The following is a 14,247-nucleotide window of genomic DNA, read 5'->3' as shown; positions in this document are numbered from 1 at the left end:
CTGATATTATGATTGAGTTACAAAGTGAAAAATTGCGATAAAAATAAACCCTGCAGGAATAAGGATTGAATACCATTTTCCGAAAGCCTTGATTACCGGAGTATATTTTGGATGTCTCGCCCCAATTGACTGGAATGAAGACTGGAAACCGTGTGCAAGGTGTAATCCCAGTAATACAAAAGCAATTACATACAAAGCTACTCTCCAGATATCCGCAAACTTCTCGTGAAGTTCCGGCCAGAAACGTTCTGCATCAGGAGCAATCCCTTCCACATACTTGTAATCGATCTCATGCCACCAAAAATCGTAAAAGTGAAGCGCTAAGAAAGCCAACACCACTGCTCCGGAAATAATCATATTTCTGGACATCCATGATGAGTTCACAGAAGGATTGTTTGCTGCGTACTTTACAGGACGCGCATTTCTATTCTTAATCTCCAGTACAAATCCCATAATGAAATGGAAAAAAACCGCAAAACCAAGAATAGGCTGCATTAAGAACTGCACAAAAGGATTATAGCCCATAAAATCAGATGCTGTATTGAACGCATCACGATTCAGGACTGATAACAAATTGGTCGTCAAATGCAGTATAAGAAAGATCAGCAAAAATAGAGCTGATAATGCCATCGCATATTTTCTACCTATCGTAGAACTCGTTAAACCTGCCATATAAGTTTAAATTTGAATTTCCCACAAAATTAAGAAATGTTAACTATATCAAAAAGTGAGAAATCTCACAATTAGACAGTTTGTAATCTTTCTAAATAAGAATCTAGCACATTATTTAAAGGGAAAAATGAAAAGTACTGTTTATTTTTTCAAATCATAAATTTTGCCATTATAAACTACCTTTTCTGCTATTCCGGGAAAGGTTTTTATTTCCATAGTCTGAATACGTCTTGAAGAGCAGTAAGGGCCGGCTATAAATTTTAAAATTTTCTTTTTATCCGAATTTTTTGTCATCCAAAAGCAAGCCCTACTTCCTTTCTTCACTGATAATACTTTAGTTTTATTAAAATCATGAAGCAGTATTTCTTCTTTCTGATTTTCAAAAATAGTAAACCCAGTTCTGATTATAAAAAAAGCTAAAATCATCCCTGCCACCCTGATTAAATTTTTAAGATTGATATTTAAAAGTAATGGTCTCAACACATAAACGATCAAGGATAAGGATACTACTTCAGCAATATTCATCGCTATATTGGAATAAAATAGCATATCCCTTTCTGAAAACCAGTGGATAAGGTTCAATAAGAGCTGGATAGATCCATCATATACAAAATTGATCCAAGTAAAATCGATCTTTAATCCCACGAGAACCGTCATCAAAAAAGAAAATATGATCAATATTTCTGAAAACGGAACGATCACAATATTAGCAGGAACAGAAATCAACGAAAATTGGTGAAAGTAATAGAGAACCAGCGGAAGTGTCGCCAGTTGTGCGGAAAGAGAAATGGTAATGGTATTGTAGATTAATTTTTTAAAATAACCATTCTGCCGGGGAAAATATTTCAATAGTGGCTGGTTCAGCCAAAAAATCCCCAACACAGCCAGAAAGCTGAGCTGAAAACCGACGTCGAAAAGCTGCTGTGTATCAACAACTAAAATAATTATTGCTGATAAAGAAAGGGAGTGAAGCAGATCCGGTTTTCTCTGGAGAAGGACATAGACAAAATATACCGTCAACATAATGCACGACCGTATTACAGAATTTCCGAAACCGATAAATGCAGCAAACAACCAAATAAAAAAGATACTGGAAATCACTGCATATTTTCTGAATCGTAAAGGACTGAACCGTGTCAATAAAAAATAGATCATCCCAAAAATAACGACAATATGTGTTCCTGAAATAGCCAATAAATGAACCATTCCGGACCTGTTGAAATCCTCTACTGTCCCGGAATCCATTTCTGTTCTGTCTGCCAGAATAATCCCTTTTAGAAATTCCCGGGTTCTGGAAGACATTTCAACGCTGTCGATCTTCTGGAGTATTTCTAATCTGCGCTGCTGAATTCGTTCATTTGGATTTAAATCTGATCTCTCTGCCGAAGAAATATTTTTGGAAATATAACACTGATATTCAATATTTTTCCTTTTTAAATACTTTGCATAATCAAACTGAAAATCATGCTTTGGTGGCTTTGGTTTCGATAGGTAGGCATCGGCCTTATAATAGTGCTCAAAATCAAGTTCTTTACTTATTTTCGGGATATAGACAACGGCATTAAAATTTTCTTTTCCAGCACGAATAACAGCTTCATATTTTTTATTTTTATCTGTAGAATTCAGTTTTTTGGAGATCTTAAAGAATACTGTTGTGTTTTGAGGAACAGAAAGATCATCGGACGAAAAGGTATTGAAAAAATGAAGAATTATTCCGGTTCCGAAAAATATCAATCCCAGCAGTATCGCTCTTGTTTTATGCAGAAAATAAGAATTCAAAAAACACAAAAGGAAAATTGATAAACAGCATGCCGAAACTATATAAATTATAGTTTTATCCAACAGTACTTTATCCTGAAAAAAAATTCCGAGGATAAAACAGATAGACAAAATGAGAAGTGGCTGCTTATTCAAACCGTGTATATTTACAATCAAAAAAGTAATTAATTTATTTGATTATTAAATAACACAGATTTTGCAGAACTGAATGATTACTTCCCATTAAATGAATAATATACGGCTTGATTATTTATTATAAAATCTGGTTTTAAATGAAAAAGTAAAAGCCATCTGTTAAAGATAGCTTTGTATTAAAAAACTGCATACTGTAGCAATTTATTAAAATTTTTAACGCAATATTATCTTTGGTAAATAAAACAGTCTTATAAAAGGTTATTCACCGAATTATTTACCGCTTAAAAACCAGTCTGTCAAGCGTTTAGTTTCTTTTATATAGAACAAGGAATCTTTTCCATAATCTTCATATTTGAAATCTCCTGATTTTTTAGGAATTGCAGGTTCTATCTGTGTTCCTTCATGCCATTCGTTGAAAGAAGTGATCCCGATAAAATCCGGATTTACTTTGGCGGCTGCATCAAACATTCTTTCATAATACTTTCCGCTTTCTCTGCTTTTGAAATTGGCTTCATTCCATGGTCTTATTCTGGTATCGGAATAACCCGGACCTACGCACGGAATAAAAATAAGATGGTGGTCTTTTGCAAATTGGGAAAGATAGCTCCAATTGGATGTTGTGCTTCCGAAAACAAAACCGTCGCTGGCAAAATAGGTATAAAAACCATCAAAACCGGATTCTTCAAAAAAACCTGAATGTTCTTTTTCAACCCATAATCCTATGTAAAGTCCATCCAATTCTGTTTTCCGGACTGTTTTACTTCCGTTTTCAGACAGGAGCTCGGACCATTCTGACGGTGAAATTTTATAGCTATCGTAAACATAGTACAATGGCTTTCCATCTTTTTTATAAAAGGCATGATGGTGGGAATAGGTCTCCACCAGATAAGAAAGCTGTTCTCTAAGTTCTGTTATATTTTTGTAAAACGGCTCTATGTGAAAAGCAACCTTTAAGTTAAATTGGTCTGCTATATCCAGATATTGGGTAATACTTTTATCAACAAACGAATCTTTCCCCAGCCAGCTTAAAACAACCACCCCAACTCCGGCTTCCCGGATCATTTTCATGTGCTTTTTAATGATTGCCGGATCATTGGAACTGTAATTACCCAGGGCAGGATAGAAATTAGCACCAATATCGTCTCCTCCTTTGTGATTTCCCAGGTTGTTCCATTTTGGATTGTTCCAGTGGGGCAAGATATCATGATTCCAATGAGAATACTTTCCATCCACTTCAGGATTTCCGTACCATCCATAATAGAAGATCTGGACCTTATCCCGGGATTTGCTGTTTTGAGCAAAACTTTTCAGTGAAATGCAAGTCAATAAAATGAATACCAGAAAGTTTTTAAAAAAATTCATTGATAAAAATTTAAATCTAAAAATTATTCAGCACAGATGATCTTAGAAGCCTTGACCATTCAGAAAGAGTAAATTAAAGGCTTAAAATTACCTCAGCAGCTTTTTCACTGGCTCCTTTTCCGCCAAGCTTTTTTCTTAAAAGACTGTAATCTGCCAGAACCTGGTTTCTTTTTTCACCTTCTATCATTTTATTGAGCTCTTCCACAAGGTTTTGAGTATTCAGGTCGGTTTGGATCAGTTCTTTTACAACTTCTCTGTCCATGATCAGATTGACCAAGGAAATATATTTAATGTTTTTAACGAGTCTTTTGGCAATGGCGTAAGAAATTTTACTTCCACGATAGCAGACCACCTCCGGAACATTAAGCAAAGCTGTTTCTAAAGTAGCCGTTCCCGAAGTTACCAAAGCAGCTTTCGAGCATCTCAGCAGATCATATGTCCTGTTGGAAACAAAATGAACATTATCATCCACATATTTTTGATAGAATTCTTTCGGAAGGCTTGGTGCACCGGCAATGACAAACTGGTAATTTTTGAAATAAGGTCTCACGGAAAGCATAATTTCAAGCATTTTTTCCACTTCCTGTTTCCTGGAACCGGGAAGAAGTGCAATGATTTCTTTTTCGTTAAGTCCGTTTTCCTTTTTAAATTCTTCAACGCTGATATCATTCAGGCCAGCTATTGCATCAAGGAGCGGATGTCCTACAAAGTGGGAATGAACACCATGCCCTTTATAAAAATCCTCTTCAAAAGGGAGAATGACCATCATTTCGTCTACATATTTTTTAATGATCTCTACCCTGCCTTCTTTCCAGGCCCAGAGTTGCGGAGAAATATAATAGACCACTTTTATCCCGAGCTCCTTTGCAAATTTTGCAATTCTTAAATTAAATCCCGGATAATCAACCAGAATAAGAATATCGGGTTTGTTTTTTCTGATATCTTCTTTACAGAATTTGATATTGTTGAGGATGGTTCTTAAATTCATCGCGACTTCCAGAAAACCCATAAATGCCAGATCACGGTAATGTTTTACCAATGTTCCTCCCTGAGCTTTCATAAGATCGCCACCCCAGAAACGTATTTCTGCCTGCGGATCTTTCTGTTTAAGGGCTTTCATTAAGTTGCTTCCATGCAGATCACCGGACGCTTCTCCTGCAATAATATAATACTTCATTTCTATAGTAAGGATAGAGAACAAATTAAGGTTTACTTGATCTTAATTTGTAAATTTGTCCAAAGATAATGATAAAAAATGTCAGAAGAATTTGAAATCCGAAATAAAGTTGCTGAAAGCGGCCTTGTGAATTTCGACCTATCTACTCTGGTTCCTAAGGGAATAAGAAAGGGTATTGACCTTAAAGATTTCCTTTTCCAGGAACTGATTCTGAAGGAAAAAGATTTCAGGGAAAAGGTAGAGGCCATCGATACTGATGAGTACAAAGACGCTTATATATATATTTACAATTCTGTGGATACTATTGTTCCGCTGTGGGCTTATTTTGTATTAACCGCCAAGCTTACAGATGTTGCTAAAAAAATCGTCTTCGGAGACCGTGAAGATCTGGAAGTGATCCTGATGCACAATGCCATCCAGACTTATGATTTTGAAGATATGAGAGGTAAAAGAGTACTTGTAAAAGGTTGCTCTGATAAAGAAATCCCTGAAAATGCATATATAGAGCTGGTTGAACAACTGAAACCAATGGTTAAATCCCTCATGTTCGGTGAAGCCTGTTCCAATGTTCCTATTGTAAAGAATTAACATGAGGAAATATTTATCCGCCTTATTTTTGTTCTTTATTTTTCTGGTAATTTATTATTCCGGGAGTTTTACAAAAATTCCTTTTGCAGACTGTGTTGGTTTTGTGCTGGATGCCGAGAAAGGTAAATTCATGACAACTGCTACGGCTACTACTCATTTTTTATATATTAATACGGTCATTTTAATTAAAAATGTCACCGGTCTTAATGGAATCGAGGCAAGCCGTTTATTGGTAGTTTTTTCCGGAGCCGCAACCGTTTCCGTGATCTATCTTACTGTTAAAAGTATTACGAAAACAGAATGGGTTTCTCTCACAGCAGCTTTTGTTTTTGGTTTCAGCTTCTCATTCTGGCGAAATGCAGAGATTGTAGAAGTATATACTTATAATACGTTATGGATAAGTCTTTTTTTCTTCTCGATGATTAAGACTTTTATAGAAAACAAAAAACAATATATTGTATGGGCAGGTATCTTTCTAGGCATCAGTCTTTGGGTACACATCCAGAATATTTTACTGATTCCTGCTTTTCTGCTTTTCCTACTTTATTTTAAAGCTGAAAAAAAATATTTCTATTCTTCATTGCTGGTGTTTGTACTGCTGTTTGCTTCATTATTTATTCTGAATATGTCTCAAGGGCTTTCTTTCAAATCGCCATATAGTTCGGATCAGGGAAACTGGGTAGAAGAATCTTTCAGCAAAACCTCCTTGCAGTATGTTAAAGATTTTTTTCAGTCTTTCGCTTACCTCATCTACAATTTCAATCTATTTACTTTTTTCGGAGTAATGGGTGCTGTATTTCTATACAAATCTAACAGAAAAATGTTCTTTGTCTTTTTTGCAGGATCTCTCTGTGTGTATGGCTTTTCTACTTTTTATGCAGTTTCGGATAATTATGTTTTCTTTCTTCCTTTCAATATTATTTTTGCCCTGTCTGTCGGATATGGACTGTCGCACCCGAAATATGCTGCTCTCAAAAAAGTATCATGGGTCTGCCTGCTTATTCCTATAGGATATCTGCTTACTTATAAAGCTGTTTTCCAGACAGAAAAAGGAAAGGCATTCCATAGCTTCAAAAAGTATAAAGGCGGCCTGGATTATTATATCCTTCCCTGGATGAATGACAATGCCGGTATTCTGGAATTTACTATTGATAAAAAGACAGCTCCGGAACCCATTAATTGGATGACCCTGAGTGCTATGGAATATATAGAACTGCTAAAAAGTAAAGGATATACGGAAGAGGAGATCAAAAAACTTTAACAATAATTGTGAGGCAAAAAATTTCGTGAATCACATTTTTTGATATCTTTGATTTACTTAATATTTAAAATAAACACAAACATGAGTTTAATCGACCTACTTACAGGCAGCACCAGCAATCAGGTTGCTGAACAGGCAGAAAACAAATTCGGAATCAGCAAAAATCAGATTATTGCCCTATTGGCAGTAGCTGCACCTTTGGTTATTTCTTACCTTAGAAACAAATCGCAGGACGCTAACGAAGCAGAAGCTTTAAATAGTGCATTAGATAAAGACCACGACGGAAGTATTCTTGACGATGCTTCACAAGCAGAAGCCAGACAGGCTGAAGGAGGATCTATCCTTGATCATGTTTTTGGCGGACAAAAAAGCACTGTAGAAAACCAGCTTTCTCAGAATACAGGGATCTCAATTGATAAAATCGGACCTATCTTAGCGATGCTTGCTCCGGTAATTATGGGATATATCGGTAAAGAGAAACAGCAAAACAATGTAGGAGCCGGAGGTTTAGGAGACCTTTTAGGCGGAATTCTTGGGAATGCATCTAATCAGGCTCAGGCACAGCAATCCAGCCCTTTGAATGACATTTTGGGAAGTGTTTTAGGGGGTGGTCAGGCTCAGTCCGGGGGAAACCCACTTAACGATATCTTAGGAAGCGTACTTGGCGGTGGCGGACAGCAACAGCAAGGAGGCGGATTAGGAAATATCCTTGGGAACCTTTTAGGAGGAAAATAATTTAATTTTGTATATTGAAAAAGGCTGAAGATTAAATCTTCAGCCTTTTTATTTTCAGCTCTTTGCTTTAGCTTCAGAAGAAGCAACTGGCTTGGAAGCCTTTCTGGGTCTTCTTTTGCCATAACTTCCTGCATTGATCTTTCCTCTTCTTGATTTTTTGTCTCCTTTTCCCATAGTGATAAATATTTATTGGTAAATACTAAATTAGAAAATATGGTATACATCAAAAAATTAAGGCTGTTAAAATTTTTATAAAATCGAGACAAAAGAAAGGGAACCTGAGGTCGGAAGATGGAAGTTATTGAGGCCAGAAACGGAAATTTAAAAAACAGTTTTATTAATTTTTACACTTGGAAATCCTTGTCAAGGTTTCGAACCTTGACAAGGATAGCAGGACTTCCGCTAACTTCCACCCTCCCTCTTCCAGCTTCATTTTCGATCACACTTTCACCATCTTCCACTTTCCTTTTTTAAACAAAATGAAAGCAACAATAGTAATCAAAGTTTCTGCAACAGGAATAGAGATGAATACTCCTTTTGGTCCCATCCCGAAATGTTTGGAAAGAAAATAGGCCAGCGGGATCTGAAACAGCCAGAAACCGAAAAAATTTACCCAAGTGGGGGTCCAGGTATCTCCTGCTCCGTTAAAAGCGTTGATAAGCACCATCCCGATTCCATAGAAGATAAACCCAACACTCATAATGTGTAATGCGTTTTTGGCAAACTCTTTAATCTCTGTTTCCTGTGTAAAAAATCCTACAAGAAAATCTCCAAGCAGGAAAAATATGAGGCTTACAGCTAGCATAAAGATCACATTATATTTTACAGTTTTCATCACGGACTGTTCTGCTCTCAGCATTTCGTTAGCTCCCATATTCTGTCCAACCAGTGTAGAAGCTGCATTGCTCAGTCCCCAGGCAGGAAGCATAAAAAACATCATCAGCCTCAAAGCCGTCTGATAGCCTGCAGAAGCATTTTCTCCTCCCGTAGTGGCAACCAGTTGGGCAAGAAAGATCCAACTGCATGAGGCAATTACAAACTGGAAAATTCCAGGAGTAGCAATTTTCACAATGGATTTGATCTGCTTAAAATCAGGGCTGAAATAAGAAAGCGAAATACGGATCTGAGTATCAGCAACCAAAAGATGATACAGCTGGTAAATTACCCCGACACTTCTGCCTATCGTAGTCGCTAAAGCCGCTCCGGTAAGTCCCATCGCAGGAACAGGCCCAAAACCTCTAATAAGAACAGGACAGAGAATAATGTTCACAATATTGGCGATCCAAAGAGATTTCATGGCAATAGCTGCATTTCCTGCTCCCCTGAAGATCCCGTTGATCAAAAACAGAAGCATAATAATTACGCTGCTGCCCATCATTATTCTTGTGAAATCTTTTCCATAAGCCGCAGCTTCAGGCTTTGAACCCATCAGAATCAGAATTTCCTCAGCATAAATGACTCCGAATAAACTAAGAATGAAAGTTATAACAAATGAAACCAATAAAACCTGTGCCGCACTTCTGGAAGCCTGCTCCGGGTTCTTCTCCCCGATTCTCCTCGCTACCAAAGCAGTGGCAGCCATACTCATTCCTATTGCAATAGAATACATTACAGAAAGTACGGATTCCGTTAAACCAACACTCTGGATGGCATAACCGCTTTCTTTCAAATGTCCCACAAAGTACAGATCAACTAAGGCAAAAACCGATTCCATGGCCATTTCCAACATCATAGGAACAGCCAGTAAAAGCACAGCACTTCTTATCGTTATTTTCGTATAATCTACTTCTTCTCCACTAAAGGCTCTTTTCAAAAAGTCTATATATTTTGTCATTTTCTAATCAATAATTATCTGATTTCCAAAAATACAAATTCAATTCTTATAAAAAATTAGTTACCCATATCAAAAAAATAATTTAGATTTGTATATTCTTAAAATGAATCTTATGAAAAAAATAATCTCTACTGCTTTTCTACTTGTAATTTCAGCGTCTGCCAATATGCTTTCTGCTCAGACACTCAGCAAAGCTCAGATGCAGTCTATTCAATCTGATAATGTTGCTTCATTTAAAAAGAATTTCACAAAAGCAGATTACAACAAATGCTTTCCACTTAAAGATGAGACTTTCAGCGCATTAGGCTTCAGCTCGCTTTATGGTAGAAATAATATTGTCAAATTCCTTTTGGACAACCAGGCAGATATTAATAAAGAATGTAACGGAAAAACGCCTCTTGCTTTAGCTAAATTAGGAAACAAAGAAGAAACTGTACAGCTATTGATACAAAAAGGTGCTGCTAATAATTAATTAAAAAGCCCTCAAATAATATACAAGACTTCCGAAAGGAAGTTTTTTTTTGTTTATAGAACCTGCAAAAATCTTATCTTTGCATCCGAAAATTATGGTAGAAAACTTCATGATCTGAAAGCCAAACCATATGTCTTAAACATTGAACCTTAAACAAATAATTATGTTTCGATCACACACGAACGGAGAATTATCTCTGAAAAATCTTAATGAAGAAGTTACACTTTCCGGATGGGTACAGACTATCCGTGACAAAGGATTTATGATTTGGATAGATCTTCGAGATCGTTACGGAATTACTCAACTGGTTTTTGATCAGGACCGATCCACAGCGGAATTGATGGAAAATGCAAAAAAATTGGGACGTGAATTCGTGATTCAGGTTACAGGAAAAGTAATTGAAAGAGTAAGCAAAAACCCCAATATTCCAACAGGAGAGATTGAAATTTTAGTTGAAAAATTAGAAGTTCTTAATGAATCCCAGCTTCCACCTTTCACTATTGAAGATGAAACGGATGGCGGTGAAGAATTAAGAATGAAATACCGTTATCTGGATATCAGAAGAGCTCCGGTAAGAGATAAACTGATCTTCCGTCACAAAATGGCGCAGAAGGTAAGAAATTATCTTTCAGACGAAGGATTTATTGAAGTGGAAACCCCGGTTTTAATTAAATCTACTCCGGAGGGGGCAAGAGACTTTGTCGTTCCGAGCAGAATGAATCCGGGACAATTTTACGCCCTTCCACAATCACCACAGACGTTCAAGCAGCTTCTGATGGTAGGCGGAATGGATAAATATTTCCAGATTGTAAAATGTTTCCGTGATGAAGATTTAAGAGCGGACAGACAGCCGGAATTTACCCAAATCGACTGTGAAATGGCTTTTGTAGAACAGGAAGATATCATGAATGTCTTTGAAGGAATGACAAAAACGCTGATTAAAGACGTTACAGGACAGGAATTCGGAGATTTCCCGAGAATGACCTTCGCAGATGCGATGAGAAAATACGGAAACGACAAACCGGACATCCGTTTTGGGATGGAATTTGTGGAACTTAATGAGCTTGTAAAAGGAAAAGATTTTAAAATATTTGATGACGCTGAATTAGTAGTCGGAATTAATGTTGAAGGATGTGCTGACTATACAAGAAAGCAGATCGATGAACTTGTTGATTGGGTAAAACGCCCACAGATCGGAGCATCCGGAATGGTATGGGCTAAATTCCAGAATGATGGTGTAAAAACATCTTCTGTCAATAAGTTCTACAATGAAGAAGATCTTTCCAAAATAATCGAAAAATTTGGAGCTAAAGAAGGTGACCTAATGCTGATCTTATCCGGAAACGAGAATAAGGTAAGAGCACAGCTTTCTGCTTTGAGAATGGAGCTTGGAAACCGTTTGGGACTAAGAAAAGGAAATGTATTTGCACCACTTTGGGTTGTTGATTTCCCATTGTTGGAATTTGACGAAGAAAGTGGACGTTATCATGCCATGCACCACCCTTTCACTTCTCCTAAGCCTGAAGATATCCACCTTTTAGAAACTGATCCGGGCAAAGCGAGAGCGAATGCCTATGATATGGTTCTGAACGGAAACGAGATCGGAGGCGGTTCTATCAGAATTTTTGACAAAGATCTTCAGTCTAAAATGTTTGATCTTTTAGGGTTCTCAAAAGAAGAAGCAGAAGCTCAGTTCGGATTCTTAATGAATGCCTTCAAATACGGAGCTCCGCCTCACGGTGGTTTGGCTTTCGGATTTGACCGTTTGGTAGCTATTCTTGACGGAAACGAAGTCATCAGAGACTATATTGCTTTCCCTAAAAATAATTCAGGGCGCGACGTGATGATTGATGCACCGGCTGCGATTGCTGATGAACAGCTCGATGAATTAGAATTACAATTGAATTTAAAAGCATAAATTTAGAGCGGAGATTTTTCTCCGCTTTTTTATTATGAATACACTTATCCCGATACTTTCAGCCATTGGATTTATTACTGCAATAATTGGAGCCATATATTTATTAATAAGTTTCGCAAAGAAAATGCTTTATTATCCTGCCAACGTACAGCAAGAAGCTTCAGAGAAAATCTCAAAGAATTTTTATATTGCAGGAACTCTGATTACAGTAAGTACTATTTGTTTTTTAGGTGGAAAACAAATCATAAAATTCGATTTTCATAACACTTTAAAACACAATAAAATTATCAATGCTGAAATAAATGGAATATTCTTTAGTCAAGATGATTTAAATGGTGTTTTCAATAATTTTGAAGGAACAGAGGGACGTTACAGATGTGATCATTTTAAAGGTTTTATAAATTTGGAAAATAATGAAACTATTCCTATTGAAATCATCAGACACTGTTACAAAAAAAACAGATATATCATTATTTCTAAAAAGTATTACATGGATGCCGATATTGGGGATATAAGAACTTCTAAATTCGACTATATCCAAAAAGATAATATTGATTCGCAATAATCATGAAAAATCAGAATTCCTTCAATTTATAGAAAATTTAAGAACAGATTTCATCGAAAATAAAGAACAGTGGGAGAACAAAACCATTGAAGATTATCTGAAAGCCATGTCTCGTTATACTGAAGATATTGACGGATATTATAAAAACACAAATCAGGATATCAATCTAGAAAAAGTTGATTGGAAAGTTTTTGCAAACATTTTGAAAGGAAGTTCCATTTATAAATAATTTTACTTACGTTAAATTATAAACTTAAATACCACATTTGATAAATATTTTTCGCTCGGCACAATCATTGCACACTCTTACACAAAACGTAAGACAATGAAAGCAATTTGGAACGGCGCCATTGGATTCGGTTTAGTCAATATTCCTGTTAAGATCTACTCCGCCACAGAAACCAGCAAACTGGATTTGGATATGCTCGATAAATCTGATTTTTCGAATATCAAATTCAAAAGAGTCAATGAAAAAACAGGCAAAGAAGTCAAGTGGGAAAACATTGTAAAAGGTTATCTTCTGGATGATCAATACATTATTCTCGAAGATGAAGATTATGAAGCAGCAAGCCCCGAAAAAAGCAAAATACTTTCTATAGATCAATTCGTAAAAGAAGTTGAAGTTGACAGCGTTTATTTTGAAAATCCTTATTTTCTTGAACCTCAAAAAAATGGGGAAAATGCTTACAGGCTTCTATTAAAAGCTTTATCACAAACAAAAATGGTGGGTGTGGGAACTTTTGTTCTTCGTGAAAGTGAAGCCATCGGAATGATCCGGCCTTATAATGATGAGGTTTTGGTTCTAAACCGCCTGCGGTTCGCTCAGGAAATCAGGGATTATAAAGATTTAAAAATCCCGGCCAAAAAAGCTCCGAAACCTGCCGAATTAAAAATGGCAGTAAGTCTTATCGAGCAGCTTTCACAAGAATTTGATCCCGAAATGTACGAGGACACTTATTCCGAATCTTTGCTGAAAATCATTAAGCAGAAAGCTAAAGGTAAAGGAGTAAAAGCTAAAAAAGCAGAACCTGCAAAAGAAGGTAAGGTAATAGACCTTATGGCCCAGCTGAAGGCCAGCTTACAAAGTTCCAAATCTAAAAACGCATCATAATGGCTCTGAAAGATTACAACGAAAAACGAAGATTCGATGAAACAAGCGAACCTAAGGGAAAAACAAAAAAGAGTAAAGACAAGCTTATTTTTGTAGTTCAAAGGCACGCCGCATCCCGCCTGCATTATGATTTCCGGTTAGAAATGGAAGGCGTTCTAAAGAGTTGGGCAGTTCCAAAAGGCCCGTCACTGGATCCAAAAGATAAACGTCTGGCCATGGAAGTTGAAGATCATCCTTACGATTACAAAGATTTTGAAGGCAACATTCCCGAAGGAAATTATGGAGCCGGACAGGTGGAGGTCTGGGACAGCGGAACGTATGAGCCGTTAGACGATACGAGCAAACTTTCCGACGAAAAAGAATTGTTGAAAGAGCTAAAAGCCGGCTCAATAAAATTTATTTTGCACGGAAAAAAACTGAAAGGCGAATTTGCCTTAGTTAAAATGAAAAATGCCGAAAATAACGCATGGCTTTTAATTAAACATAAAGATGAATTTGCAGAAGAAAATTATGATGCAGAAGAAAATACATCTAAAAACTCTGCGGTAACAAAATTTTTAGAGGAAAAAAAAAGCCTAAAAAACAGCAAAAAGAAGTCATAACTTCTGAAAGCAAGCCCAGATTTCAACGGTTTAATG

Annotated in this window: 15 protein-coding genes; 9 read left to right on the top strand and 6 right to left on the bottom strand. The window is 36.5% G+C overall.

What is annotated here, in order from left to right; all coding sequences use genetic code 11:
* Positions 1-6: 6 nt before the first annotated feature.
* The 4 genes from V6R96_RS09750 to lpxB all read right to left on the bottom strand — a co-directional run bounded on the left by V6R96_RS09750 (position 7) and on the right by lpxB (position 5,125).
* Positions 7-672, bottom strand: a complete 666-nt coding sequence (locus tag V6R96_RS09750) for a succinate dehydrogenase cytochrome b subunit (protein ID WP_111955452.1) — start codon at positions 670-672, stop codon at positions 7-9.
* Between the two features lie 141 nt (positions 673-813).
* Positions 814-2,562 (bottom strand): ComEC/Rec2 family competence protein, encoded by a 1,749-nt coding sequence (locus V6R96_RS09745; protein WP_336380196.1) that lies wholly within the window; start codon positions 2,560-2,562, stop codon positions 814-816.
* Positions 2,563-2,856: 294 nt separating this feature from the next.
* Positions 2,857-3,948, bottom strand: a complete 1,092-nt coding sequence (locus V6R96_RS09740; protein ID WP_336379055.1) for a glycoside hydrolase family 99 protein — start codon at positions 3,946-3,948, stop codon at positions 2,857-2,859.
* Between the two features lie 73 nt (positions 3,949-4,021).
* Positions 4,022-5,125 (bottom strand): lipid-A-disaccharide synthase, encoded by a 1,104-nt coding sequence (lpxB, locus tag V6R96_RS09735; protein WP_336379056.1) that lies wholly within the window; start codon positions 5,123-5,125, stop codon positions 4,022-4,024.
* A gap of 78 nt (positions 5,126-5,203) precedes the next feature.
* Here lpxB and V6R96_RS09730 point away from each other — a divergent pair, with 78 nt between their 5' ends.
* From V6R96_RS09730 to V6R96_RS09720, 3 genes are all read left to right on the top strand, one after another.
* The gene (locus V6R96_RS09730; RefSeq protein WP_336379057.1) at positions 5,204-5,713 is read left to right on the top strand and encodes a DUF2480 family protein; all 510 of its coding nucleotides are present in this window, start codon (positions 5,204-5,206) and stop codon (positions 5,711-5,713) included.
* A gap of 1 nt (position 5,714) precedes the next feature.
* Positions 5,715-6,974: a protein O-mannosyl-transferase family gene (locus tag V6R96_RS09725; RefSeq protein WP_336379058.1), complete on the top strand. Its 1,260-nt coding sequence runs from the start codon at positions 5,715-5,717 to the stop codon at positions 6,972-6,974.
* Between the two features lie 81 nt (positions 6,975-7,055).
* The gene (locus V6R96_RS09720; protein WP_111955464.1) at positions 7,056-7,709 is read left to right on the top strand and encodes a DUF937 domain-containing protein; all 654 of its coding nucleotides are present in this window, start codon (positions 7,056-7,058) and stop codon (positions 7,707-7,709) included.
* 54 nt (positions 7,710-7,763) lie between these two features.
* On the opposite strand, the gene V6R96_RS09715 is transcribed toward V6R96_RS09720, so the two are convergent.
* Together V6R96_RS09715 and V6R96_RS09710 are read right to left on the bottom strand one after the other, a co-directional pair.
* Positions 7,764-7,883: a 30S ribosomal protein THX gene (locus tag V6R96_RS09715; protein WP_111955466.1), complete on the bottom strand. Its 120-nt coding sequence runs from the start codon at positions 7,881-7,883 to the stop codon at positions 7,764-7,766.
* Between the two features lie 265 nt (positions 7,884-8,148).
* Complete coding sequence (locus V6R96_RS09710; RefSeq protein ID WP_111955470.1) at positions 8,149-9,543, bottom strand: MATE family efflux transporter; 1,395 nt, start codon at positions 9,541-9,543, stop codon at positions 8,149-8,151.
* Positions 9,544-9,655: 112 nt separating this feature from the next.
* Between V6R96_RS09710 and V6R96_RS09705 the strand changes: the two genes are divergently transcribed.
* From V6R96_RS09705 to V6R96_RS09680, 6 genes are all read left to right on the top strand, one after another.
* Complete coding sequence (locus V6R96_RS09705; RefSeq protein ID WP_157963370.1) at positions 9,656-10,015, top strand: ankyrin repeat domain-containing protein; 360 nt, start codon at positions 9,656-9,658, stop codon at positions 10,013-10,015.
* 163 nt (positions 10,016-10,178) lie between these two features.
* Entirely contained in the window at positions 10,179-11,933 is a 1,755-nt protein-coding gene (gene aspS, locus V6R96_RS09700; protein WP_336379059.1) for an aspartate--tRNA ligase, read from the top strand.
* 34 nt (positions 11,934-11,967) lie between these two features.
* Complete coding sequence (locus tag V6R96_RS09695; protein WP_336379060.1) at positions 11,968-12,498, top strand: hypothetical protein; 531 nt, start codon at positions 11,968-11,970, stop codon at positions 12,496-12,498.
* A complete protein-coding gene (locus V6R96_RS09690) occupies positions 12,485-12,727 on the top strand; it encodes a hypothetical protein (protein ID WP_336379061.1) in 243 nt (80 codons plus the stop codon). Before V6R96_RS09695 ends, V6R96_RS09690 begins: the two co-directional genes overlap by 14 nt.
* Before the next feature lie 96 nt (positions 12,728-12,823).
* The gene (locus V6R96_RS09685) at positions 12,824-13,609 is read left to right on the top strand and encodes a Ku protein (RefSeq protein WP_111955480.1); all 786 of its coding nucleotides are present in this window, start codon (positions 12,824-12,826) and stop codon (positions 13,607-13,609) included.
* Positions 13,609-14,211: a DNA polymerase ligase N-terminal domain-containing protein gene (locus tag V6R96_RS09680; protein ID WP_111955482.1), complete on the top strand. Its 603-nt coding sequence runs from the start codon at positions 13,609-13,611 to the stop codon at positions 14,209-14,211. The genes V6R96_RS09685 and V6R96_RS09680 overlap by 1 nt, the downstream gene beginning before the upstream one ends.
* Positions 14,212-14,247: the final 36 nt, after the last annotated feature.

Origin of the sequence: Chryseobacterium sp. CCNWLW53 (genome assembly GCF_037083525.1) — a bacterium.
Lineage (GTDB): Bacteria > Bacteroidota > Bacteroidia > Flavobacteriales > Weeksellaceae > Chryseobacterium > Chryseobacterium lathyri.
Note: the sequence above shows the minus strand (reverse complement) of the source record. Positions and strands in the feature narration are given on the sequence as shown.